Here is a 23,805-nt window from a genome sequence, read left to right on the forward strand (position 1 = left end):
TAAGAGGCTGCACTCACGCGCAGCCTCGCAAACGACTCTTCCCGACAGGTCGTGTAAATGATTGTTATTTACAGAAGTTTCTCTCCGAAGAGAGAACCGATCAAGGCTACGGCAGCTTCTGCCGTTTGATTTTTCACGTCCAGAATCGGGTTCACTTCCACGAATTCAGCAGAGGTAATGATGTTCTTTTCAGCAAGGATTTCCATAGCGAGATGTGTTTCCCGATATGTCGGACCGCCAATGACAGGTGTTCCTACGCCAGGAGCATCGTTCGGATCCAGCGCATCGAGATCGAGGCTCAGGTGAACGCCGTCTGTGTTCTTCGTAACGATTTCGGCTGCTTCTTCCATCACCTTCGACATACCGAGACGGTCAATTTCGTGCATCGTATATACGTGAATACCGCGTTCCTTGATTAATATACGCTCTCCTTCGTCCAGAGAACGCGCTCCGATGATAACAATATTCTCGGGTTTCACCTTCGGACTGAAGCCGCCGATGGATGTCAGGTTCTCATGTCCAAGACCGATGCTTGCGGCAAGCGGCATCCCGTGAATATTTCCGGATGGTGATGTTTCGCCGGTATTCAGGTCGCCGTGGGCGTCATACCAGATAACGCCGAGATTCTCTTTATCCTTCGCTGTGCCGGCAAGGGAACCAATAGCAATACTGTGGTCTCCTCCCAGAATGAGCGGGAAGGCGCCTTCCGAAACAATATCCATGACTTCATCAGCGAGCATCTGATTCGCTTTTACGACTACATCCAGGTCTTTCAGGTTTTGATCGTTTTTCACATCAAGCCGGGATGGACGCCCGATTTGAATATCTCCCCGGTCCTCCACTTCATAGCCCAGTGCTTCAAGGCGTTCCACTACTCCTGCATAACGAATGACGCTTGGTCCCATGTCGACCCCTCGGCGCATTTGTCCCAGATCCATCGGTACTCCAATAATTGTAATTTTCTGCTTCAACTACATCCACTCCATCTGTTACATTTTAGTGCTGCCAGGCAGCGGTTATGTGTGTCGTGCGGGTTTTAAGCGCACAGGGGAGGAGCCGCCTCGCAAAGCGGCTCCTCTTATTTTGTTATTTGGAAAGCAAGCCGCGTACGGCAAACGTGATGTTTTGCGGACGCTCTGCAAGCCGGCGCATAAAATACCCGTACCAGTCGTTGCCAAACGGTACATATACGCGCATCTTATAACCTTCCGACGCAATCTGCTCCTGCATATCGGTACGGAAGCCGTAAAGCATCTGAAATTCAAACTGATCGCGGCTGATATTGTTCTCTTCCGCAAACTGCTTCACTTCGGCAATGATGTTATGGTCGTGTGTCGCCACTGCTGCATAACTGCCGTTCAGCATATGACGCTTAATGATATTCATATAATTGCGGTATACATCATCTGCTTTTTGATAAGCTACCTCAGGCGGTTCATTATACGCTCCTTTTATCAGCCGCAGGTTCATTCCCTTAAGATCGTCAATATCTTTTTCTGCCCTGAATAAGTAAGCCTGAATCGCTGTTCCGACGTTATCATAGTCGCGGCGCAGCTCCTGAAGCACTTCAAGTGTCGGATCGAGATGGGAATAATCCTCCATATCAATGCGGACAAAATTGCTGTGCTCTTTTGCGGTATCCAGTATCATTCGCATGTTTGACAGACATAGCTCTTTGTCAATATCCAGTCCCAGCTGCGTCAGCTTCAAAGAAAGATTACAGTCGACCCCTGCTTCCGCCATCGCATTAAGCGTGCGTACGCAGTAATCAGCGGCATCGATCGCTTCATCTTTGTTGTAAACGAATTCACCAAGATGATCAACCGTGACAGACAATCCTTTTTCATTTAGTTTCCGGGCTGTTTCCATCGCCTCGTCAATTGTCTCTCCGGCTATTACAGATTTCGCTCCGAATTTAGGTCCCCATTTTTCTGCCCTGTTTTTCACAAAATCATTTTGGGCAAGAAAAAGAAATATATTACGTGTAATCATCAGGAAGGTCATCCCCTTTCTTCTCGTTGGTCCGGCTGAACATACACTGATGGACAAAAGCTGCTTATGGTACTTTTCCCGCTGCTGGCTCTTTTCAACCGTGGAACGCCGTCACTGCCTTAATTAATGCAAAAACAATGCCAACTTACAAAAGCTCGTACTGTAAGCCTTTTCACTCGATATTTCAACAAATTATTTTGCAGTGCCATGATAATTTGCACCTTTGCGAAAATTTTTTTTGCATCGGGATGACCTTTCCCTATATGATGAATAAAATAAAGATTGTTTATGGAGGAATAACGATGCTTCCTGAAATGCCCGCTGTGTACAAACAATTGCTTGATCAGCTTGACGCGGGGATCCACATCGTGGACCGCGATGGCAAATCACTTATTTATAATGAAAAAATGTCCCGAATCGAGGGAATGAATAAAGAGGAAGTGCTGCGTAAAAATATTATGGATATTTTTATGTTTGCTTCAGAAGAAGACAGCCGACTGCTGCAGGCTTTGAAGTACGGCAAGTCCTTTCAAAGCGAAAAGCAAACGTATTTTACGTTTAAAGGTAAAGAAATCACAACGATAAACGATATTTTTCCGATTGAAGTTGATGGTATTTCTGCAGGGGCAGTTGAAATTGCAGAGGATATTACGAAGCTCGAGAGGATGGCGCGCAGAAAAAGAAATGACAGTCTTCGATTTACGTTTGAACGGATTGTCGGAGAAAGCATTCCGCTGCAGGAAACCGTGCAGCGGGCCAGGCAGGCTGCGCGAACAAATTCATCCGTTTTGCTTTACGGAGAAACCGGTACAGGAAAGGAGCTGTTTGCTCAGAGTATTCATGCAGAAAGCCCGCGAGCCTCCGGACCCTTTATCGCGCAAAACTGCGCTGCGCTGCCTGAATCTTTAATGGAAGGAATATTATTCGGATCGGTAAAAGGAGCTTATACAGGAGCGGGCGGACAAGCCGGCCTGTTCGAACAGGCAGCCGGCGGAACACTTTTGCTTGATGAGATCAACTCGCTCTCGACGCCGATGCAGGCCAAACTCCTCCGGATTCTTCAGGAAAAAACGGTACGCAGGCTTGGCGGCACGAAGGATGTTCCCGTCGACGTGAGAATTATTGCAGTCTTAAATGAAGATCCGCTGACCGCCATGCAGGAGGGTCGGCTGCGTCCCGATTTATACTACAGGCTGAGCGTTGTCTCGCTCGCAGTCCCTCCTCTCCGGGAACGAATCCGCGATATTCCGGTTCTGAGCCGATATTTTATTTCCTTGTTTAATGAGCAGTTTCAGTTAAGCGTTGAGGGGCTTGCAGAAGAAACTGCTTATCTTTTCCATGCCTACGAGTGGCCTGGCAACGTCCGTGAACTCGAGCATATCATTGAAGGCGCAATGAATATGATGCATGATACAGGCAGAATCGAGCCTTATCACCTGCCCGGTCATATGCGTATGCGGTTCAGTAAAGAAAAACCTCGCCCAGCCGAGTCTGATGAGCACCCGCAAAAGAGCCTGAAAGAACATCTCGAGGCCAGTGAACGCATGTACCTGGAGGAAACACTCCGCCGCACAAACCAGAATGTGACTCGTGCTGCCGACATGCTTGGACTGAGCCGCCAGAGCTTACAATACCGCCTCAAAAAACTGAAGATTCAGCGCCCGGATACGGCAGAAAGCTGATGATCCGCGAGCTTTCGGTAGAGAGAGTGGCTGTCATACAGCGTACGGTGGCTCCCTCTGCCGGTTACACGCCCGTTTTCCATAACAATAATCTGATCCGCTCCTGAAATCGTTGAAAAGCGGTGTGCGATGATGATCGTCGTTCTTCCCTTCATCAGAATCTCAAGCGCTTCCTGAACTTGTTTTTCCGACTGGCTATCGAGGCTTGCCGTGGCCTCATCCAGAAGCAGAACTTCCGGATCCCGCAGCAGCGCCCGTGCAATCGCGATTCGCTGCTTCTGACCTCCCGACAGACGAATTCCCCTCTCGCCGACTTCCGTATCAAGCTTGTCAGGCAGCTCCTGAACAAATGATGAAGCATTGGCTGCTTCCAGCACCTCCCAGAAGCGGTATTCCGGCGGCTCTTCCGTGAGTCCGTACATGAGATTTTCACGAATAGTACCGGCAAGCAGCGGGCTTTCCTGCGAGACATAGCCGATTTTCCGCCGCCAGTCCCGCAGCGGATATACTGTCACCGGATCGTTCCCGTAGCGGATCGAACCCTTTCCCGGCTCATAAAATCGTTCTATTAATGAAAACAGTGTCGTTTTACCCGCTCCGCTTGGCCCGACTACCGCTGTCACACTGCCTGCCGGTACGTTAAAGGACACATCAGTAATTACCGGCTCCCGGTCGTAAGCAAACGATACTTGTTCCATCGAAAGCGGCTGCAGCTTTGCAGGCGGCTGACTGTCGGAAGCCTCCGGTTCTTCCGGTTCATCGAGAAGTCCGCGGATTCGCTCTGTTGCTCCTGCAGCTTTCTGGAGCTCTGCAAAAAAGGAAGAAAACTGGCTCACAGGTACGATAATCATAAAGAGATATAAGATGAAAGCAACGAGCTCACCTGCAGTTAATGCCCCGGCCGCCACTCTGACTCCGCCAAAGCCAATGATAAAGACGAGCATCAGCATCATCGCAAGCATCATGAGCGGATGCAGGATCGCAAGCACTTTTGCTTCTTTTAATCCGTAGCGGAAAAGTTCTTTCGTACGCGTTTCACCCCGCTGTCTTTCGTGTTTTTCTGCCGTATACATTTTAACGAGCCTGATTTCAGAAAGTACCGTGCTGAGTACAGCTGTGTAAGAAGCCATCTCCTGCTGCAGAGATTTAGAAATACGGTACATTTTTCTGCCAAGCGGGATAATGATGAACAGCATCACTGGAACCGCCGTCAGCATTACAAGTGTCATCTGCCAATCAAGCCACAGCAGTATAATAACCGCACCCGTCATAGACAATACACCGGTCACCGCAGATACGAGATGTCTCGTAATCAGCCCTTTCACAATTCCGGTATCATTGATCAGGCGGCTGACCGTTTCACCGCTTTGAACGTTATCAAAATATTCGACAGGAAGGCGCAGAATATGGTGCCAGATCCGGCTTCGCAGCTCCCGGACAATATGCTCGCCGGTATACGTAAGCAAATACATAGATACACCGCTCCCAGCTGCCTGAAGCAGAAACAGACCTAAAAAGAGCACAATCATACCTGTTTCAAGACCGCCTGCCGTCACCGAATCGACAATCTGCTGAGTGAAGAGCGGAATAAGCAGGCCTACGGCGGTCTCAAACAGGCTGAGAATAAGTGCAGCGGCTAAAATCCATACCGGCGGTTTCGTCATTCGGATTAATTCGTAAAATCTGCGCCATGTAAAAGGCTTTTGCTCCGCCATATACGCCACTCCCCGTTTCATTTCTGTCTTTATTATACCTTTCGTTCTTTCATCTGTCCGGATCTGCTGCTTCTTCACAGCTAAAAAGCCGCCCACTGATCGGGGCGGCTCAGATTATCTTTATGACTCATTATCATTATCGTTCTCATTTTCGTCTTCTTCTGACTCTTCCACGTTTTCGTCATTTTCGTTCACGTTTTCATTAACATTCTCTGTATTTTCTTCAGCATTTTCCGCGTTGTTATCCGGCTCGTCCGGTTCTTCCTCATTCACCGCTTCATTATTTCCAGTTGAATTGTTGACTGGCTCATTAGATTCGTCCCCATCGCTGCTTTCTTCAGGCAGCTGAAGCGGAATGACTGTTACTTCTTCTTCTTCGTTATTGACAAACTGAACGGTATCAAGCGTGAAATACTTAGCTGTCAGTTCCACAGCCTGCTTGAACAGCTGGAAATCTTCTTCTGGTGCCCCTTCGTCACTGAAAAACACGAAAGCCGTTTCGTCTTCGTACCGAACATCACTGACTGTCACTTCTTCAGGAACGATCGAGCTGTAGCTTTCTTCTTCCGAAGCTGCCATTTCTTCAATCGTTTCATCAAACGTCAGCGGCTCTCCAGCTCCGTTTGTCATTGGGGCACCAGCCTGCCGGGCACTGACGAGATTGCCTTCAACCTGATAAAAACCGCGGTTCATCAAGGAAAGGGATACGTTTGTTTCTCCGACCGGACCGAATTCCAGCGGTTCATCTCCCTCAAAGAAATACACCTGATTAATTTGATGAATGGACAGTACTTCCTGAAGCACCTCAAGCGCATAATCCGTCTGGGCGCTGGAAAGGCTCGAGAAATCGGTTCCCTCTTCAAAATAGAGACTGACGGCTCCTTCTTCAGGCTGGTGAAGTTCAATCGACTCCAGCAAGCTGAAGACACCCTCTTCTTCTGTCGGATCGCTTGCTGCCAATGCTTCTGTAACGGCCTCAGCTTTTGTAAGACCTGTACCGCTTTCAGGCGTCAGCGTAACCAGTGATCCATTCTCTTCTTCCACAGCTGCCGTCACGTATGTTGTACCTTCTTCTTCATACCCGTAATCAATCTGTGCTTCCTGCATGCCATTCCCGTTGTTTTCCTCATTGTTTAAAATATTATCGCTCAAATCTGCCTCTCCCGGAGACGTGTTTACCGGATCATTGTCCGCAGCTTCTTCTTCCTGATTCACCTGTATGTCAGCGCCTTCTTCCTCTGCTCCATCGTTCTGCGGAGCTGAGTTGGAAGGATCGTTATCTGCATTGTCGGTGTTCTCGTTGCCTGCCTGATCTGCTGCGTCGTTCTGCAAGTCCGATTCACTCATAGTCGACATGTTATTCTGCTCTGCGGAATTCATGTCATCTCCGCTCATAAACATACCGCTGTTCATAAATGACGGGATCATGAGCACGACGAGAAGAACGGCGGCTGCCGAAGCCATGGCCGGAAAAAACCACTGACGCTTCCGCTGCTCCATCCTGGACGGCATTCTTCCGCCGCGCTGTTTTTCTACTGCCTGAAACAGCTCGTCTTTGGAGCGCCTGTCTTCAATTTTCGGGAGCTTCGTCAGTGTCTTTTCAATATCATCCTCTGACCATTTCCTTCTGCTCACTGCGTTTCCTCCTTTCCTTCCTGTACATCTTCGTGTGCCTTCAGATGCTTTTGCAGCGCTTTGATCGCCCGATGCTGGGTCGTTTTCACTTTGCTTTCCGACCACCCGAGAATCTCCGCACTTTCAGCAATCGAGAGTGCCTGCACATAACGGAGTACAATCACCTGCTGCTGATCTTTCGTGCACTTTTCAAGCATTTGATACACCTGCTGAATTTCTTCCTGCTGCTCAACAATTTGATCAGGGAGCGGCTGCTTGTCCTCGATTTCAAACTCCCGTTCGCTCCATTCGTATTCCTTGCCTTCGAATTTACGCTTTTTTCGGGACTGTCTGCGTATCCAGTCAATTGCAACATGTTTTGCGATGGAGTAGAGCCATGTTTTTTCACTGCTTTTTCCTTCAAACGTTTCAAAAGAATGCAAAACTTTTATATATACTTCCTGAACCAGTTCCTCTGCCGTTTCACGGCTTCGGACCAGGTAAAATAAATATTGGAATAATTGCTGGTGGTAGGTCGTGTAAAGCCGTTCAAACTCCTCCCTCACAATATTCCCTCCCTGTGTCATATAGTTAGTCGCTTACGCGCTGATTGTGTTACAACGTGCTGAAGAATTTATGTATGCGTTTACGAGTTCTTTTTTTAAATATGAGGAAACCCGATTAATTATGTTTTGAAGCCGGTTATTACATACGTGAAACAATGTTCATTCGTTTCACATGCTTATTGTATCAGATACCGGTCCGGTGCCGGGAAATAATTCCGCAGAGCAGGCAGACCGCCAAAGAAAAACCATTCATCCACAAGGACAAATGGTTTACACGTCTTTAGCCGGCACTTCTTTTTTCGGCACCAGCTCATAGATTTTGTCGGTCTCAAATAAAGAAATCACTTCATTAAGCCATTCATAATATGCTTCGGCAGCTTCGAGTTTGTCGATATCAGCTTGCGCCCGTTCAGCGATTTCTGCCCCCGCCTTCTCCCGAACCTCTTCAAGCTCTGCTTTTGCGATGCGAAGTGCTTTAAGATTCAGCTCTGACGCCTCACTCCACCGTTTAATGAATACAGTCGAGAACGACTTATACCAGTCCGGATCAGTCTGATACAGGTCCTTGCGAACTCCCTTACGCCATGTTTTTTCAATCATGTTTGCATCCGCGAGTGTTCGCACTCCCGTGCTCATACTCGTCTTGCTCATTCCCGTCTGGCGGCTTAGTTCATCGAGCGTAACCGGGTCTTCCGAAAAAAAGATAGTCCCGTACAGCCTGCCAATCGAAGCAGGAAGATCATAGAGACTGATATTGTTCGCTATTTCGTTTGTAAACCTGGATCGGGCCTGATCCAGTTTTGCTTCAAAGTCCATGAGAGCAGCCTCCTTTATACACCTTTCTCATAGTAGCACGGAGAAAAGAACTGTTAAAACGAAAGGTTGCGTCCTTATCGCGAGTATTTTGTAGTATTATAAAGATATCAGCGCGTCAGTTTTGTACAGTTTTTTCTGTACAAACTTTATCCTTGATTATGTCTCTCCACAACAGTTGAAGGAATTGAAAAAGATGCGTATAGTGAGCAAGGTGTGATTTCAACTGCTTTGTACCTAGTTCCATGTTATTCCATGCGCCAAAGGTTGCAAAGAGTGTGAAAAACCATGAAAATGAAAAGAGGTGGCAGACGTGGCTAAAATCGAAGTGCGTAACCTTTCCAAGATTTTTGGAAAACGGACAAAACCAGCACTTGAAATGTTAAAGGAAAAGAAGTCGAAAGATGAAATACTTAAGGAAACCGGGCTGACGGTAGGCGTCAACCGTGCAACGTTTGACGTGAACGAAGCAGAAGTCTTCGTTATTATGGGACTTTCCGGAAGCGGTAAGTCTACTCTCGTCCGTCTGCTGAACCGTCTGATTGATCCGACGGAAGGTCAGATACAGATCGACGGCGATGACTTAGCTAAAATGGACGATTCGGCGCTTAGAGAAGTACGCCGTAAAAAAATGAGCATGGTGTTTCAAAAGTTTGGTTTATTTCCATTCCGCACGATCGTTTCTAACGTAGAGTACGGTCTCGAGGTTCAGGGGATGCCGAAAGAGGAGCGACGCCAGAAGGCACTCGAGTCTCTTAAGCTTGTTGGCCTGGAGGGCTATGAGGATCAGTACCCGGATCAGCTTTCCGGCGGTATGCAGCAGCGTGTCGGTCTCGCCAGGGCGCTTGCTAATGACCCAGATGTTTTATTAATGGACGAAGCTTTCTCCGCTTTGGATCCATTGATCAGAAAAGACATGCAGGATGAACTGCTCGATCTGCAGGCATCTATGCAAAAGACCATTATTTTCATTACGCACGACTTGGATGAAGCATTGCGCATCGGCGACCGTATAATGATCATGAAGGACGGCGCTATCGTACAGATCGGAACGCCGGAAGATATTCTCATGCATCCGGCAGATGATTATGTAGCACGTTTCGTCGAAGACGTGGACCGCTCTAAAGTGTATACAGCAGAGCACATTATGACGCGCCCTGAGACGGTTAACGCTGAAAAGGATGGTCCTCGGGTTGCTTTGCAGCGAATGCGTGACGCAAACATTTCCTCGGTATACGTAGTAAACCGATCCCGGGAGCTTCAGGGTATTGTGCATGCTCCTGATATCGCAGATGCAGTAAAACGGGAAGAACGCGATATTACACCTTACCTCCAGAATGAGGTGCCGACGTGCAGCCTGGACACTCCGATGCACGATCTTTTTGAGATGACGTCCAGTTCCACCGTGCCGATTGCTGTGACGAGCGAAAGCGGCAAACTGGAAGGTATCGTTATCCGGAGTAAAATTCTCTCGGCATTATCAGGAAAAGAGGTGAACAGCGTTGAGTGAAACAATTTATGACTGGTTTGATGCAATTCTTGACTTTCTGCCGCGTCTGCCGGTCGGAACCTGGGCCGAAAACTTTGTAGACTGGCTTCGAAATGCAGAGGGCTTTGAATTTATCTTTGAAGGAATCCGTAACTCAGTCGGCTGGACCACCGGCGTACTGAACAGCTTTTTCGGACTGATACCGCCGATCGTGCTCATTCTTATTTTGACTGTGATCGGTTATATGCTCGTCAGAAAGACGGGAAAGTTTGGTCTTCCAATTCTTATCTTCTTTGGGCTTCTATTCATTGAAAGCATTGATTACTGGGATGATTTGATCCTTACCCTGTCGCTTGTCATCACCGCGACCTTAATATCAGTTATTATCGGTGTGCCGGCCGGCATCTGGATGGCTAAAAATGATGTTGTCCGCAACATAGTAACGCCGATTCTCGACTTCATGCAGACGATGCCGGCATTCGTTTATCTGATCCCGGCAGTCGCCTTCTTCAGTATCGGAATCGTACCAGGTGTTATTGCATCCGTTATTTTCGCGATGCCGCCTACTGTCAGGCTGACAAACCTTGGTATCCGCCAGGTGCCTAAGGAAACGATTGAAGCTTCAGACGCATTCGGTTCTACATCGAATCAAAAGCTGTTTAAAGTGCAGCTGCCGATGGCAAAGGTCACGATTATGGCTGGTGTCAACCAGACAATCATGCTCGCTCTTTCCATGGTTGTTATTGCGGCCATGATCGGAACCGACGGTATTGGACGACAGGTGTACTACGCTGTCGGACGAAACGATATGGCGATGGGCTTTGAAGCTGGTATCAGCCTTGTTATCCTCGCCATCATTCTCGACCGCCTTACTCAGGCTCTGAATCCTGAGAAGCGTCAGGCTTAGGTTTTAACCTTTTTCTCAAAAAGGTAATATAGATAGAAAAACAATTTATAAAAGGAGAGGGTTTTACAATGAGAAAGATGCACAAGTTTGGTCTTGCTGCTGGTTTATCTGTAGCGCTGCTTGCAGCTTGCGGAGATAACGCAGAAGAAAACAACAACGCTGCTGGAAACGACAATGCTGACAATGCTGCTGAAGAGAATAACGGAGCGGAAAACAACGCAGCAGACAATGACGCAGACAACAATGAGGAAGCATCAGGCGCTGACTACGGTGAAGATTTAGATTACACGATCACAGGTATTGATGCTGGTGCCGGTATCATGTCTGCTGCAGAAGATGCGCTTGAAGTTTATGACCTGGGCGACTGGGACATTTCCGCAAGCTCCGACGCTGCGATGACGCAGGCGCTCGGCGACGCATTTGAAAATGAAGAGCCTGTTATTGTTACCGGCTGGACGCCGCACTGGAAGTTTTCCGAGTACGACCTGAAGTTCCTTGATGATCCGGAAGGCGTTTTCGGTGAAGCAGAAGACATTCACACATTCGTACGTGAAGACCTCGAATCGGATATGCCGGAAGCGTATCAGGTACTGGATAACTTCCAGTGGTCTGAAGATGACATGGGAGAAATCATGGTTTCTATCCAGGAAGGCATGGATGAAGAGGAAGCTGCCCGTGAGTGGATCGATGCAAACGAAGATCTCGTTGCAGAATGGACAGATGGTGTTGATGAAGTAGACGGCGAGCAGATTGATCTCGTATTCGTAGCATGGGATTCTGAAATCGCCTCTACTAACATGATCGCACTCGTTCTGGAAGATCTCGGCTACGAGGTATCCATGGACCCGCTTGAAGCAAACTTCATGTTCCAGGCTGTTGCAGACGGCCAAGCTGACGCAATGGTAGCTGCATGGCTGCCGCTTACTCACGATCACCTCGTCGAAGATTACGGTGACAGCATGGAAGACCTAGGTGCTAACCTGGAAGGTGCACGCACTGGACTCGTTGTTCCGGAATACATGGACATTGACTCAATCGAAGACCTTCAGTAGAAAATACTTTTCTGTTTTACGAGAAGACCCGGCCGCCTGGCCGGGTCTTCTTCAGGCTGTTGAGAAAGTCTTTCAACTTACATGTTTATTCGTTTGGTTGTATTTCCCCTCTGTTTACCGAGCCTGCCATGGGCTTGTCTTCAGCTATTTCTCAGGGTGGCCCTGTATGAAGGGAAGAAAGGCACGGCTTCACTCGGACACAGGCTTCTCGCGAGAAGCCTTCAAGACCCAGTCCGGCTCCGCTCGTGCGTTGATGACGTTCGCAGATCTGAACGGCACTGGATCTTCAGACTGCTTGTTGCGCCCCCGCTGAACACATCGGGAAACGGCTTTCTTTATGAAAAAAACGTTACGACAGGCAGACGCGACTGCTTTTTTGCTTTCAATGTGAATTCCTGAAATACTGGGCTCCCAGTTCAACATTGAAACGTCACATAACTATAAGTTCCATCTGCATCTTATAAGCTCGTGCCAACCAAAGCCGCGCATGTGAACCGTACTGCAAGCTGCTGACATCGAAGGGCCTCGACTCCGGGAGGATCAGAACGAGGCGAAGATCCAGCGCTTCCGACAGCAGAAGGACGCGGTTAGCTGAGCCCGTTCCCTCCGGAAAGCGAGTGTCCGCAGATACAGGCAGATGCAATGTTATTCACCTAAAATGACTTTATCAACACTCTGGAGAAGACCCGGCAGCCTGGCCGGGTCTTCTTATATGTATTCAGCATAACCGTTCAGCTTGATGCTTCTGTCTTCCATGAAGCTGTCTCCGCTTTTGTTTTGCAGACGTTTCCCTTTACGAGAACAGGTCTTTCCCTTTTTCTTCGGCCGCCTTTGCTGCTTTTGTTTCTTTGACTGTATCAAACACCCAGCGCAGGACGGTGGCATGAAGAATCACTCCGCTGAATGTCAGCAGTGCAATCACGATATTTCCGGTGATGGAATCCGGATCAATGTAGACGTACCCGAAAAAGATAAGCGAAGCAGCTGCACCGGCCCATGCTTCTGCATAATGAGCCAGCTTTTCCTGCTCGGCCCAGTAAAGAGGGATGGTACACAAAAACACAAACAGAACGACACCAGGCAGGACGTACATCAGCTTTTGTTTTGAGAGCACTTTAATGGCGGGCTTTGCGTAATATTTTGTCATCACCTTCAGCCTCAGAAAATGAAGGATTCTGGCCAGGCGGGCAGCCTGAAATATAGCGTCAAGCGGAATAATGGCTATCACAATAAATGGATTATCTTTAAAAAAGGCAAGCTTGCGGTCTGCCCGGTAAAAGCGGAAGCAGAAATCAACAAAGAACACACCCCATGTGCCCCAGACGATTGGATCTTCGTACCTTGTTTCAAACCAGATCGTGGATACAGCTGCAAACGCAAGCAGAACCATAAGACCTTCGTAAATCATTTCCGGTGCTGTTCGATCTCTGCTCAACGGACTGCCTCCTTCTTGAAAATCATGTGCTGAACCTCGATTATAGCGAATGAGAGACCGGATGTAACATTTCTCCAGAAAGAACGACAAATCCTGTAAGAACTTAACGAAGACAATTTAGAAGAGGTGGTTTTCTCATGCGCAAAATGCGTACGTTTGTAATTGGTGCGATGGCCCTGAGCCTTGCCGCGGCCTGCGGAGTAAACGAAGCGGATAATAACGAAAATGAAGCAGACAATAACGTCGGTGGTGCCAATGAGGTTGAAGAAAATTTGGATGAACTGAACGAAAATACAGAAGGCGTTTCCAATCAAGAAGAAAACGCAAATGCCAGCAATGAAGCAGATGATGAAAACAATGCTGAAGAAGATGTAGCAGAACCTGACTCTGAGAACAATGAGAACAACGAAGAAGCTAATACTGGTGACGAGAACGAATCCAGCGAAGAAGAAGCTGAGGCTGAGAACAGCGCGTCCAATGATGATGAGGCTAACGAAGAGGCTGCTGATGAAACGGAAGCCGTCATTTCCCCACTTTACCTTTATTTTTCTGACGCGGAACTGCTGAATAATTACCGCGTGGAAGCAGATAACGAAGTAAGCATGGATGAAGCGGGCGCGATGGAAGCAATGGAGCTCTGGGCGGCCGGACCAACTCATGAGGAGCTTTATCCGCTTCTCCCCGAAGGCACCACTGTTCAGTCCGTAGCCTTGGATGACACGTCTGCTGAGGTATCATTTTCACCTGAAATTGAAGATGCTAACCTTGGGTCCAGTGGTGAAATGATGCTGCTCGAACAGATTGCCATGATGATGCAGCAGTTCGGAGCTGAGGAAACCTCGATTTTAGTAGACGGTGAGAGTGCCGGCGCCTTGCTCGGCCACACCGACCTGGATGAAGCCGTTCAGGCTGGCAGCCCGGAAGATTTTCAATCAATGGAGTAACATACAGGCTCATGGTTGAATCATCAGTTTCAAGTCTTATATAATACGGCTATGCAGGGAAGCCGAAAAAAAGCTGGACCAGCAGAAGATCGGCTGGACCAGCTTTCTTTGTGCCTCTGCAGGGAAGGAAGTTTATGCATGCTAAAGCCAGTTAATAAAACGGTGATGCACAGCTACCCGGGGCTCGTAGCCCTTATCACCTCCGCTTTTGAAGGAGAAACCAATATCATGGCCGCCGGATGGCACTCATACATTTCCTATGATCCGCCTATTTACGGAGTCGCGGTGGCAGAAGAACGGTATTCTCATCGGCTGATGAAAGAATCCGGAAGCTTTGCCGTCCAATTTGTGTCTGCTGATCACGCTGCCGTTATTCAAAAAGCAGGTACATACAGCGGGTCTGATGGAGGCAAACTAGAGAAAATCGGTCTCTCCTGGCAGAAAGGCCGTTCTGTTCCTGTACCAGTGCTCGATTGCGCCTACGTGGCGTACGAATGCCGCGTTATTGACCGAAACACGTATGGAGACCATGATTGGTTTGTTGCTGATATTACCCAGTTTCATCAGGATCCTTCCTGCTTTCAGGAAAACGGCCTGCCAAACATGGAAGCGAATCCGCTCCCGCTCTATCTTGGCCGCTCCACCTATTTGACAGCCGATGAACAGACGTCCCGACGAAATGTGCATATTCGCCGCTGAAGGAGACAGCTTGTTATGACTGAGTACCGTCCTTATCTTGGAAACAACGCAGCTTACTATGAACAGAAATGGAAGCAGCATCCCCATCCAGCCCGCTTTGCCGGCTGGAACTGGGCAGCATTTTTTCTGGGACCGGTCTGGGCAGCCTCTCGTCACCTTTACGTGCTTGCTGCCGGGTATTTTCTCCTTTACCTTGCTTTTCTCCTGGTAGAGTCGCTGCTGCCTGCTTTACTGAATCTGGGGGCCGGGGCTTCTGCGACGCCCATTTTTCTTGCTGCACCCATTCTCTTGCTGCATGCAGCATTCGGCTTAGCCGCTAACGCCGTTTATTGGCGGAAAGTGACAAAAATGGCACAGCTCGAAACAGCGGGAAGACCATCTCCACCGCTCTTTCGCGGGAGAGGACAGTCCAAAAAAGCCGGAGCGATCGTTTCAGCAGCGATGCTTCTTATTGCAGCTGCTCCGGCCCTGTTTCTGTTCAGCTGGGCCTGGAATCCTCCCCTGGATCCCGGAATTTATGTTTATGACGGTGATCAGCCGCCTTCCGGTGAGCTGGATACGGCAGAAAACCCCGTTTTTTATAAGTATGAATCCATGATCCAGCTGTATTACATTGGAGAAGCTCTCGACGGCCGCGAACTGCGCTACGAGCTCTATTATTTAGGACTGGGCGCAGAAGAGCGCATTGCCGGCCAGGCTTATCCGTTCTTTTCCGGCAGTACGCTCTCCTTAAACTTGCTCAACGCTGAGGATCCGGAACTGCCGGAGGGTGAATACCGGGTCGACGTGTATCTCGACGATGAACTGTTCGACATGCAGTCATTTGTCATCACCGTCTCCTAGCATCAGCTTATTTTAGTGCCATCCGGTACATTAGAGTCCGGCGCCAGCAGCACGACGTCCCCTTCTCCCGGGACAGCACCAAGCACGAGCACTTCGGAAGTAAAGCCGGCGATTTTACGCGGCGGGAAATTAACCACCGCCGTTACCTGCCGGCCAATCAGTTCCTCTGGTTCATATCGTTCGGTAATTTGCGCACTGGACTGACGTGTTCCAAGACTGCCGAAATCGATCGTCATCTTAATTGCGGGTACCCATGCTTTTTCTAACAGTGCTGCATTACGAATGGTGCCGATCCGTATATCAAGCTTTAAAAAGTCTTCTGGTTGCGCCACCGTTAATCCCTCCTTTCTCCTGGTGCTTCATGTATGTTCCACACCATGAAGGCATGTTCCTGCTTTTCTGCAGCAGGAATTGGGTGATAACAGGAAGACTATGAAAAGTTTGGTTTCTTACGTCCTATATTAGGGAATGTTTTTATATTCCCTTCTGTACTTATTTGACAGGATGCGTTTGATACGTCCTGATAACATACATGCTCGATCAAGACATAGAAAAAGGGGGAACGATCCGCTGTTGCGGATTTAACTACTTATGGCTGAACATTATCAGTACGAAACGAAAAAACCTAGTATCGTCTTTTATATTTCTGCTCCAATCGTAGCTGCATTTGTTATCTGGGGGTTTCTCGGCCCGGAATCGTTAGAGAGCGCCTCCAATCAGGGTCTTGCGTTTACACTTGATAACTTCGGCTGGTTTTATATGCTTTCCACCGCTTTTATTATTGGCTTTGTACTTTTTCTTGCTATCAGTCCATTTGGTAAACTGAAGCTTGGAAAACCTGATGAGAAACCGGAGTACCGCTTTTTCACCTGGATCGGGATGCTTTTCTCTGCCGGTATCGGGGTAGGATTCGTGTTCTGGGGCGTTGCCGAACCGGTCCTGTACTTCTTCGACCCTCACCCGGACTTTGCCGGTTCAACAGAGGGTGAGCTTGCTACGGCTGGTTTACGCTACGGCGTGTTCCACTGGGCGCTGCATCCTTGGGCGATCTTTTCACTCGTAGCGCTGACGCTCGCCTACGTCCAGTTCCGAAAAGATCAGCCTGCATTAATCAGCTCGGCGTTTCAGCCTATTCTCGGTGACCGTGCACACGGACCTTTCGGAAAAGGCATCGATACGCTGGCCGTGCTTGCTACTTCCACCGGGGTAGCGACCACGTTTGGTCTCAGTGCATTGCAAATTTCGGGCGGCTTTTCCTACTTATTCGACGGCATTGCCAACAATCCGTCCACACAGCTGACGATCATTGCCATTATCACCGTATTGTTTATTTTTTCTGCCGCTACCGGTGTTAACAAAGGCATTCGTATACTCAGTACGATTAACCTGACCATTGCGGCCGTTTTACTGCTGTTTGTCGTGATAGCAGGCCCGACCTTATTTATCGCACAAAACTTTGTCACAACGATCGGCGGATACTTATCTAATGTTGTCACGATGAGCCTGGATCTTGATCCTTACGGCGACGGCGAGTGGCTTGGAAATAATACGATCTTCTTCTGGGCGTGGCATATTTCCTGGTCTCCGTTTATGGGTATTTTCATCGCCCGTATCTCCCGCGGCCGTACGATCCGCGAATTTGTTGCCGGTGTTCTCATCGTACCTTCTGTTTTGGCTGCTCTTTGGTTTACTACATTCGGGGGCACCGCGCTCAGCATGATTCTCGGCGGGAACGATGTGATTGGGGATCTTGTCATGGAAGAAGAAGAGCTTGCCCTGTTTGCAACACTCGGCGAGCTGCCGTTTGCAGCGGTTATGAGTGGTCTTGCGATCGTTCTGATTATTATTTTCTTTATTACTTCTGCCGACTCTGCTTCCTACGTGCTCGGCGCTATGACGAGCAGCGGCAGCCTGAGTCCGAAGCTTTACATCAAGATCATCTGGGGCTTCCTGATTGCCGGAACCGCTTCTGTGCTTCTGTTGAGTGGCGGACTGGAAGGACTGCAGACCGCTTCCATTGTCGCGGCACTTCCATTTGCGATCATCATGGTCGTCATGATATTTTCACTCTTGATTATGATGTCACGCGACGTGAAAATTGATAAAGTGAAAAAGCGTAAGCGGGAACGGCGCGAAGTGAAAAAAGAAGTTTATGGCGGTATGAAAGAAAACGTGTTTGACGATGCATTGGACGACGTCCGTGATGATTTAAAAGAAGACGTCCGCGACGAAATTTACGAAGAAATGAAAGAGGAAGTAAAAGAAGAAGTCTATGAACAGGTGAAAGAAGAAGTTTATGATGATCTGAAAGAAGAAGCGTATGAAGAATTTAAAGAAAAGATCTACGACGATCTTCGGGAAGAATTCGAAGATCATCTGTCAGACGACGATGCCGATTCAACCGACAAGAAGAAATAATCAATAAAAAGGGCCAGGAATCAATAATGATTCCGGGCCCTCAGAGTGTGGATAAAGTCATTTTAAGTGAATAACGTTGCATCTGCCTGTATCTGCGGACACTCGCTTTCCGGAGGGAACGGCCTCAGCTAACCGATTCCTCCTGCTGTCGGAAGCGCTGGATCTTCGCCTCGTTCTGATCCTCCCGGAGTCGAGATCCTTCGATGCCGGCAGCTGGCAGTGCGTTTCATGTGCTGGTTATGAAGGCACGATCGACTTCCATACGAATAGAACCTTCCCGATGAGACGTTTCGATGTTAAATAGGGCTGCCAGTCCTTCATCCAATGCATGATAAACGGAAAAAACAGTCACGGCTGCCTAGTGTGCGTTGTTCTCCAAGAAGCAGAGCCGTTTCCCCGATGTGTCCGGCGGAGACGCCAGTGGAAGCCGCGCAGTCTGAAGATCCAGTGCCGTTCAGATCTGCGAACGGCATCAACGCACGAGCGGAGCCGGACTGGGTCTTGAAGGCTTCTCGCGAGAAGCCTGTGTCCGAGTGAAGCCGTGCCTTTCTTCCCTTCATACAGGGTCACCCTGAGAAATAGCTGAAGGCCAGCCCACGGCAGGCTCGGTAAACAGAGAGGAAATACAATCAATCGAATAAACATGTAAATAAGTTGACTTTATCAACAGCCTGAGGGCCCGGAATCAATAATGATTCCGGGCCCTTTGTTACATTTAACAGCGTTTAGTATCCTCTACTGCTGCATGTCGTCGTTGTAGCCAAAGAGCCACGTCAGAACGAATGCGGTACCGCCTGCAATGAGGTTTGTAAAAATATAGAGCACGAGGCTGCTGAACGATTCAATGTAGAGCAGCGTACCCGGAATAACCGTAATCGCCATCCCTGTTGCCTGCAGGTTAAACAGCGCAGCGAAAAATCCACCTGCTGCACCACCGATCAGACCCATCACGAAAGGTTTTCCGTAACGAAGGTTTACACCAAAAATGGCCGGTTCCGTAATACCAAGAAACGCAGACACAGAAGACGGAAGTGCAATAGCTTTCAGCTTTTTCGCCTTTGTTTTTAAACCGACTGCAAGAGCTGCCGCACCTTGTGCAGCAATACCAGCTGTGATAAGCGCATTAAATGGATTGAGCCCATTATCAGCCAGCAGCTGAATTTCAAACAAGTTGAAAATGTGGTGCACCCCGGTGATTACGATCACCTGATGGAGACCACCGATAATCAGTCCGCTTAAACCGAGCGGAAGCTCCAGTACGAACGTCGCCCCAACCATAATCGCCGCTTCCACCGCCGAGAAAATTGGTCCGACGATAAACAATGCAGCCGTAATCATGATCAGCAGGGTCAGAAATGGAGTCAGGATTAAGTCAAGCGCTTCCGGTATACGCTGGCGAAGCCATTTTTCAAGCTTCGCGCCGAGATAACCTGCGATAAACGCCGGGAGCACGGACCCCTGATAGCCGATCAGCGGAATGAATCCGAAGAACATAAGCGGATCTGCCGCACCTTCGCCGACTTCATATGCATTTGGCAGCGCCGGATTGACAAGCATTAAACCGAGAACGATCCCGATGACCGGACTTCCTCCAAATACCCTGAACGCCGACCATGCTATCAATGCTGGTAAAAAGGCAAAGGCCGTATCCGTTAACACTTCTGTGTATAAAATAAAGTTGTCCGGGATTGCTTCAGGCGTTGTGCCGAATAAGCCAAGCACAGCTTCCTGCGTAACAAGACCACGAAGACCCATGAACAAACCAGTGGCAACGAGCACCGGAATAATCGGAACGAATACGTCACCGAATGTTCTCAGAAGGCGCTGCATGGCGTTACCCTGCTTTGCAGATTCCGCTTTTTGCTCTGATTTAGAAGATTCTGAGACACCAAGCGCAATGACTTCCTGATGAATCCGGTTTACTGTACCCGTTCCGAAAATGACCTGAAACTGTCCGGAGTTATAAAAGGCACCTTTGACTTTATCAATCTCTTCAACCTTTTCCTGATCAATCTTTTCCTTATCTTTTATCATGAGACGAAGACGTGTTGCGCAATGGGCAGCAGAATCAATATTCTCTTGCCCGCCGATGGCTTCAATCAGTTCTTCCGCTATTCTGCGGTTCTCATCAGCCATGCTTCATTCCCCTTTCTTTTTTAAAATTCAGCAGCTTTTGAAATCAATCACCTGAACATGTAATCGATTCCATATTGTGCAAAATAAAATATACCTCTTGTGTAATCGATTCCATCAATATGATAAACTATCCCGCTTCAAAAGTCCATAGCCCATTCGTGATTTTTCCACATTTGGCTGTTTCAGCGATCGCAGCAGCATCGCAGCAGCCTCCCTGCCAGCTTCTTCATATTTATAATCGACAGTTGTGAGTGCCGGCGTGACGTACTGGGACATATCTGTAGCACCGATCCCTGCAAATCCGATATCTTGTGGAACCTGAAGTCCTTTTTCCTTTGCAGCCTGCATCGCACCGACCGCAAGCCTGTCCGTCACCGCAAGCACAGCGTCCGGCAGCTCTGTAGTCGAAGTCGTCATTTGTTCGAATGCTGCTCTTCCGCACTCAATCGTAAAATCAGCTGTTTGCATCCATTCCGGGCGAACTTCGAGCCCGTGCTTGTTCATCGTATCGAGAAATCCCTGCCTGCGCAGGACACCGACGGCGTAATCTGATTCATCGACTCCAATAAAGCCGATCCTGCTTCGTCCGCTCTGAACCATATGCTCCGCCAACTCTACTGCAGCATGATAGTCGTCAAAATAGACCGAGGAGACCTCAGGAAGATCCTGTCCAAGCGCCACAACCGGCACTCGTATGTCCCGCAGGGTGTGCAGCAATTCATCATCCCGGTTTGTTGCCGTCAGGATAATTCCGTCTACTCTCCTGCTCTCAAGCAGCTGCAGCTGTCTTCGCTCCTGTTCATGATCAAGGTTGGAGCTTGCCAGCAGCATCTGATAGCCGTTCTGCTGAAATACGTCATCGAGTCCATTCGCCATACGGCTGGACGTTTCGGTAAACAGCTTGGGCAGCACTACTCCAATCACTTTCGTTCGCTTCAGCCGAAGTGATTTCGCCTGCTCGCTCGGCCGGTATCCTGTTTCTTCGATAATTCGAAGGACACGCTTCCTCGCATCTTCGCTTACATAGCCCGATTCGTTTAATACTCTGGAAACTGTCGTTCTGGAGACTCCGGCTTTGTCTGCTATATCATTTATCGTCACCATCGCTCTCACCTCACAGATATCCTACCATGAAGATGAAAACCCTGTCATCTCATGTGATTCCAGATAGGTATTTCGATACTTCATAGCAAAAAATGCTTAACATGCATTTTTATTGGGTATTAAGAACCCTGATGATAGAACTAAACAAACTTTATGAAAAGAGGGCTTCTATTGTGCCGATAAAACCGAAAAAAACCTTGCTGACGTCATCTATTGCCCGTAAGATGACGCTCGTCATTATAGGAGCTACATTATTCAGCCTCGCTGCAGGAGCTCCCGTTGCTTATGCACAAATTCTGCTCGCTGAATCCGGAGCGCTCGATCTGTTTGGTTCGAGAGCGGGCAATATGATGCAAACGTACTTCACGCTGATCGTGAATACACTGATCTTAATCGTCTTTGTCTTCACAGGACTTCGCTTTATTGTAGTGAAGCCTGTGCAGCAGTTAAACGACGTCATGCAGCAGATCCAGGGAGAAAAACTGGATCTCTCCCATCAAGTCGTCAATGGGTCAGCCGATGAAATCGGACAGCTCTCCCGTGCTTTTGACAGCTTACGTCTGTCGTTGTCCGATACGATTTTACATGTGAAAGAAGCGGCTGAACAGACGGCCGCACAGGCCGAACAGAACGCGGCATCGATTGAGGAGATCAGCGCGGGTTCAGCTGTCGTCTCTGACAGTGCGAACGTCATGCGAAAACAGGCGGCATCAGGCAGAACGTCGGTGGAAAGCACTGCACAGGCGCTGCTCGAACTTTCCCCTCTGATTCAGATTATCAGCACCAGGTCGGACCTGTCCGGCAAAGCAGCCGAAGAGACCCTATCCCTCACTGGAAAAGGAAGCGCCAGCCTGGAAGAAGTTATCTCAAAAATGGATCGTATGAAACAGGATGCAGCTCAGGCAGGTATACACGTGCAGTCGCTCGACGAGTATGCAGGCAAAATCAACAGTATCGTGGATACAATCACGAAAATTTCCGATCAGACTAATTTACTTGCATTAAATGCGGCGATAGAGCCTGCGAGAGCCGGTGAAGCGGGTCGCGGGTTTGCAGTTGTAGCCGATGAAGTGCGTAAGCTTGCCGAACAGACATCCCGCGAAGCTGAGCACGTAACGGGAATCATCAGCTCCATTACAGATACCGCAGCCCTGGCATCGGAAGCGATGGAAACAAACGAGCAATCCATCGCTGGCGGCGCAGAGGAAGTAACTAGAACAAAGCAGCTGTTTGACACGATTTATGAAGCCGTATCAAAAACAGCTGACGATATGACTGAAATCAAAGCTCTCGCCGGTGAAAAAACGGCCTCATCCGACGCCATTATATCGTTTATCGATGAGCTTGGTTCTTTTGCAGACGATACGGATCAACATGCTGAAGCAGTCGCTTCTGCTTCATCTGAAGCAAGCAGTTCACTGGAAGAAATTGCAGCAAGTACGGAGCAGATGACCGCACTTGCAGGTGGACTGCTGGAGCAGACGAATCGATTTGCGACAGCAGAAGGAGGAAAATGATGATGAGCGAAAACATAACGAATAATGGAACTACCATTCACATTCAGCTCCCGGCGCGACTGACTGCAGAAGAAGCAGCCGTCATGCGCCGGAATCTTCTAGAATACGGGAGCCGCCATGCGCGCCATTTTCGCTTTCAAGGAGCGGAAGGCTTCATCATTGATACTTTGTTTCTTGGCATTCTAGCAACGCTTATCAGACGCTGTCGGGCAACGATTTCGATCAGCGGTCTGTCCAGTGAAGCCGTTTCTGCTTGTCGAAAAGCCCGTATGGACAGGGTGCTCCAGCTTATTTAGATACGATGCTTTTTTGGCAGGAGTGCCCTGTCCGGGAATATAAAACGTGTTTATCTATATGTTTCTGCGTATCGAAAAAAAGGGGCCCGGAAGCAGATGCTTCCGGGCCCCTTTCTGATGTTTACGCTATAGCTTATACCGCTGATACGTTAGCAGCCTGCGGACCGCGGTCGCCGTCAACGATTTCAAATTCAACGTTCTGGCCTTCATCAAGTGTCTTGAACCCTTCAGCGTTGATTGCGGAGAAGTGAACGAAAACGTCGTCGCCGTCCTCGCGCTCGATGAAACCAAATCCTTTTTCTGCGTTAAACCATTTTACTGTTCCTGTGACCATATTAATCGGCCTCCCTAAAAGAAATTTGTTGAATCGTGCGAATCATTCGTACCCTGGTTGTGCCAAGAGGCCGGTGATGTTGCCAATTCAAACATGTACAAGGCCGATATTAGCATAATTGCGGCTCATCACCACGAAGTGTAGTTGACACTTAAGCAGATGAAATGAAAACAAGTGGCAGATCCTTTATCGTGAAAGTTGTCGAGACAAACACGAGGAGGTTCTGCCACTTGCTACATCAGTTTATCA

At 48.6% G+C, this 23,805-nt stretch carries 22 protein-coding genes; 10 read left to right on the plus strand and 12 right to left on the minus strand.

Translation table 11 applies throughout. The features are described 5' to 3' along the window. Nucleotides 1-68: 68 nt before the first annotated feature. Both rocF and HCN83_RS14275 read right to left on the minus strand, forming a co-directional pair. The gene (gene rocF / locus HCN83_RS14270) at nucleotides 69-938 is read right to left on the minus strand and encodes an arginase (protein ID WP_246238250.1); all 870 of its coding nucleotides are present in this window, start codon (nucleotides 936-938) and stop codon (nucleotides 69-71) included. A gap of 148 nt (nucleotides 939-1,086) precedes the next feature. Further along, nucleotides 1,087-1,992: a proline dehydrogenase family protein gene (locus HCN83_RS14275; RefSeq protein ID WP_168008459.1), complete on the minus strand. Its 906-nt coding sequence runs from the start codon at nucleotides 1,990-1,992 to the stop codon at nucleotides 1,087-1,089. Nucleotides 1,993-2,294: 302 nt separating this feature from the next. Here HCN83_RS14275 and HCN83_RS14280 point away from each other — a divergent pair, with 302 nt between their 5' ends. Beyond that, complete coding sequence (locus HCN83_RS14280) at nucleotides 2,295-3,674, plus strand: sigma-54 interaction domain-containing protein (protein ID WP_168008461.1); 1,380 nt, start codon at nucleotides 2,295-2,297, stop codon at nucleotides 3,672-3,674. Here the strand turns inward: HCN83_RS14280 and HCN83_RS14285 are convergent. The 4 genes from HCN83_RS14285 to HCN83_RS14300 all read right to left on the minus strand — a co-directional run bounded on the left by HCN83_RS14285 (nucleotide 3,647) and on the right by HCN83_RS14300 (nucleotide 8,385). Next, the gene (locus HCN83_RS14285) at nucleotides 3,647-5,389 is read right to left on the minus strand and encodes an ABC transporter ATP-binding protein (protein ID WP_168008463.1); all 1,743 of its coding nucleotides are present in this window, start codon (nucleotides 5,387-5,389) and stop codon (nucleotides 3,647-3,649) included. The genes HCN83_RS14280 and HCN83_RS14285 overlap by 28 nt on opposite strands. 120 nt (nucleotides 5,390-5,509) lie before the next feature. Then, nucleotides 5,510-7,024, minus strand: coding sequence for a hypothetical protein (locus tag HCN83_RS14290; RefSeq protein WP_168008465.1), 1,515 nt, complete (start codon nucleotides 7,022-7,024; stop codon nucleotides 5,510-5,512). After that, the gene (gene sigX, locus HCN83_RS14295) at nucleotides 7,021-7,569 is read right to left on the minus strand and encodes an RNA polymerase sigma factor SigX (RefSeq protein ID WP_168008467.1); all 549 of its coding nucleotides are present in this window, start codon (nucleotides 7,567-7,569) and stop codon (nucleotides 7,021-7,023) included. The genes HCN83_RS14290 and sigX overlap by 4 nt, the downstream gene beginning before the upstream one ends. A gap of 270 nt (nucleotides 7,570-7,839) precedes the next feature. After that, a complete protein-coding gene (locus HCN83_RS14300; RefSeq protein WP_168008469.1) occupies nucleotides 7,840-8,385 on the minus strand; it encodes a GbsR/MarR family transcriptional regulator in 546 nt (181 codons plus the stop codon). Between the two features lie 310 nt (nucleotides 8,386-8,695). Here HCN83_RS14300 and HCN83_RS14305 point away from each other — a divergent pair, with 310 nt between their 5' ends. The 3 genes from HCN83_RS14305 (at nucleotide 8,696) to HCN83_RS14315 (ending at nucleotide 11,830) form a co-directional block, all read left to right on the plus strand. Next, nucleotides 8,696-9,892 carry a glycine betaine/L-proline ABC transporter ATP-binding protein gene (locus HCN83_RS14305; protein ID WP_343033744.1) on the plus strand — a complete coding sequence of 399 codons (1,197 nt, stop codon included), beginning with the start codon at nucleotides 8,696-8,698 and terminating at the stop codon, nucleotides 9,890-9,892. Next, entirely contained in the window at nucleotides 9,885-10,778 is an 894-nt protein-coding gene (locus tag HCN83_RS14310; RefSeq protein WP_205774674.1) for an ABC transporter permease, read from the plus strand. The genes HCN83_RS14305 and HCN83_RS14310 overlap by 8 nt, the downstream gene beginning before the upstream one ends. Before the next feature lie 68 nt (nucleotides 10,779-10,846). After that, a complete protein-coding gene (locus tag HCN83_RS14315; RefSeq protein WP_168008471.1) occupies nucleotides 10,847-11,830 on the plus strand; it encodes a glycine betaine ABC transporter substrate-binding protein in 984 nt (327 codons plus the stop codon). 793 nt (nucleotides 11,831-12,623) lie between these two features. Here the strand turns inward: HCN83_RS14315 and HCN83_RS14320 are convergent. Next, complete coding sequence (locus HCN83_RS14320) at nucleotides 12,624-13,265, minus strand: hypothetical protein (RefSeq protein ID WP_168008473.1); 642 nt, start codon at nucleotides 13,263-13,265, stop codon at nucleotides 12,624-12,626. A gap of 137 nt (nucleotides 13,266-13,402) precedes the next feature. Between HCN83_RS14320 and HCN83_RS14325 the strand changes: the two genes are divergently transcribed. The 3 genes from HCN83_RS14325 to HCN83_RS14335 all read left to right on the plus strand — a co-directional run bounded on the left by HCN83_RS14325 (nucleotide 13,403) and on the right by HCN83_RS14335 (nucleotide 15,751). Next, on the plus strand, nucleotides 13,403-14,209 hold the full coding sequence (locus HCN83_RS14325) for a GerMN domain-containing protein (protein WP_168008475.1): 807 nt from the start codon (nucleotides 13,403-13,405) through the stop codon (nucleotides 14,207-14,209). Nucleotides 14,210-14,347: 138 nt separating this feature from the next. After that, nucleotides 14,348-14,908: a flavin reductase family protein gene (locus HCN83_RS14330; protein WP_168008477.1), complete on the plus strand. Its 561-nt coding sequence runs from the start codon at nucleotides 14,348-14,350 to the stop codon at nucleotides 14,906-14,908. A 15-nt stretch (nucleotides 14,909-14,923) separates the two neighbouring features. Then, nucleotides 14,924-15,751: a DUF2628 domain-containing protein gene (locus tag HCN83_RS14335; protein WP_168008479.1), complete on the plus strand. Its 828-nt coding sequence runs from the start codon at nucleotides 14,924-14,926 to the stop codon at nucleotides 15,749-15,751. A gap of 2 nt (nucleotides 15,752-15,753) precedes the next feature. Here the strand turns inward: HCN83_RS14335 and csaA are convergent, their stop codons facing one another. Continuing rightward, nucleotides 15,754-16,083, minus strand: coding sequence for a chaperone CsaA (gene csaA, locus HCN83_RS14340; protein ID WP_168008481.1), 330 nt, complete (start codon nucleotides 16,081-16,083; stop codon nucleotides 15,754-15,756). Nucleotides 16,084-16,342: 259 nt separating this feature from the next. Between csaA and HCN83_RS14345 the strand changes: the two genes are divergently transcribed. Next, nucleotides 16,343-18,169, plus strand: a complete 1,827-nt coding sequence (locus HCN83_RS14345; RefSeq protein WP_168008483.1) for a BCCT family transporter — start codon at nucleotides 16,343-16,345, stop codon at nucleotides 18,167-18,169. A 317-nt stretch (nucleotides 18,170-18,486) separates the two neighbouring features. Here HCN83_RS14345 and HCN83_RS14350 read toward each other — a convergent pair whose 3' ends face one another. The 3 genes from HCN83_RS14350 to HCN83_RS14360 form a co-directional block, all read right to left on the minus strand. Then, nucleotides 18,487-18,642, minus strand: a complete 156-nt coding sequence (locus HCN83_RS14350) for a hypothetical protein (protein WP_168008485.1) — start codon at nucleotides 18,640-18,642, stop codon at nucleotides 18,487-18,489. Between the two features lie 262 nt (nucleotides 18,643-18,904). After that, nucleotides 18,905-20,305 carry a sucrose-specific PTS transporter subunit IIBC gene (locus HCN83_RS14355; protein WP_168008487.1) on the minus strand — a complete coding sequence of 467 codons (1,401 nt, stop codon included), beginning with the start codon at nucleotides 20,303-20,305 and terminating at the stop codon, nucleotides 18,905-18,907. Nucleotides 20,306-20,419: 114 nt separating this feature from the next. Continuing rightward, nucleotides 20,420-21,409, minus strand: coding sequence for a LacI family DNA-binding transcriptional regulator (locus tag HCN83_RS14360; protein ID WP_168008489.1), 990 nt, complete (start codon nucleotides 21,407-21,409; stop codon nucleotides 20,420-20,422). A gap of 173 nt (nucleotides 21,410-21,582) precedes the next feature. Here HCN83_RS14360 and HCN83_RS14365 point away from each other — a divergent pair, with 173 nt between their 5' ends. Then, the gene (locus tag HCN83_RS14365; protein ID WP_168008491.1) at nucleotides 21,583-22,926 is read left to right on the plus strand and encodes a methyl-accepting chemotaxis protein; all 1,344 of its coding nucleotides are present in this window, start codon (nucleotides 21,583-21,585) and stop codon (nucleotides 22,924-22,926) included. Between the two features lie 2 nt (nucleotides 22,927-22,928). Beyond that, nucleotides 22,929-23,222, plus strand: a complete 294-nt coding sequence (locus HCN83_RS14370; protein WP_168008493.1) for a hypothetical protein — start codon at nucleotides 22,929-22,931, stop codon at nucleotides 23,220-23,222. Between the two features lie 133 nt (nucleotides 23,223-23,355). Here the strand turns inward: HCN83_RS14370 and HCN83_RS14375 are convergent, their stop codons facing one another. Next, the gene (locus HCN83_RS14375) at nucleotides 23,356-23,556 is read right to left on the minus strand and encodes a cold-shock protein (RefSeq protein ID WP_168008495.1); all 201 of its coding nucleotides are present in this window, start codon (nucleotides 23,554-23,556) and stop codon (nucleotides 23,356-23,358) included. Nucleotides 23,557-23,805 lie beyond the last annotated feature (249 nt).

The organism is Alkalicoccus luteus (genome assembly GCF_012034335.1).
In the GTDB taxonomy this organism is placed as follows: Bacteria; Bacillota; Bacilli; order Bacillales; family Salisediminibacteriaceae; genus Alkalicoccus; species Alkalicoccus luteus_A.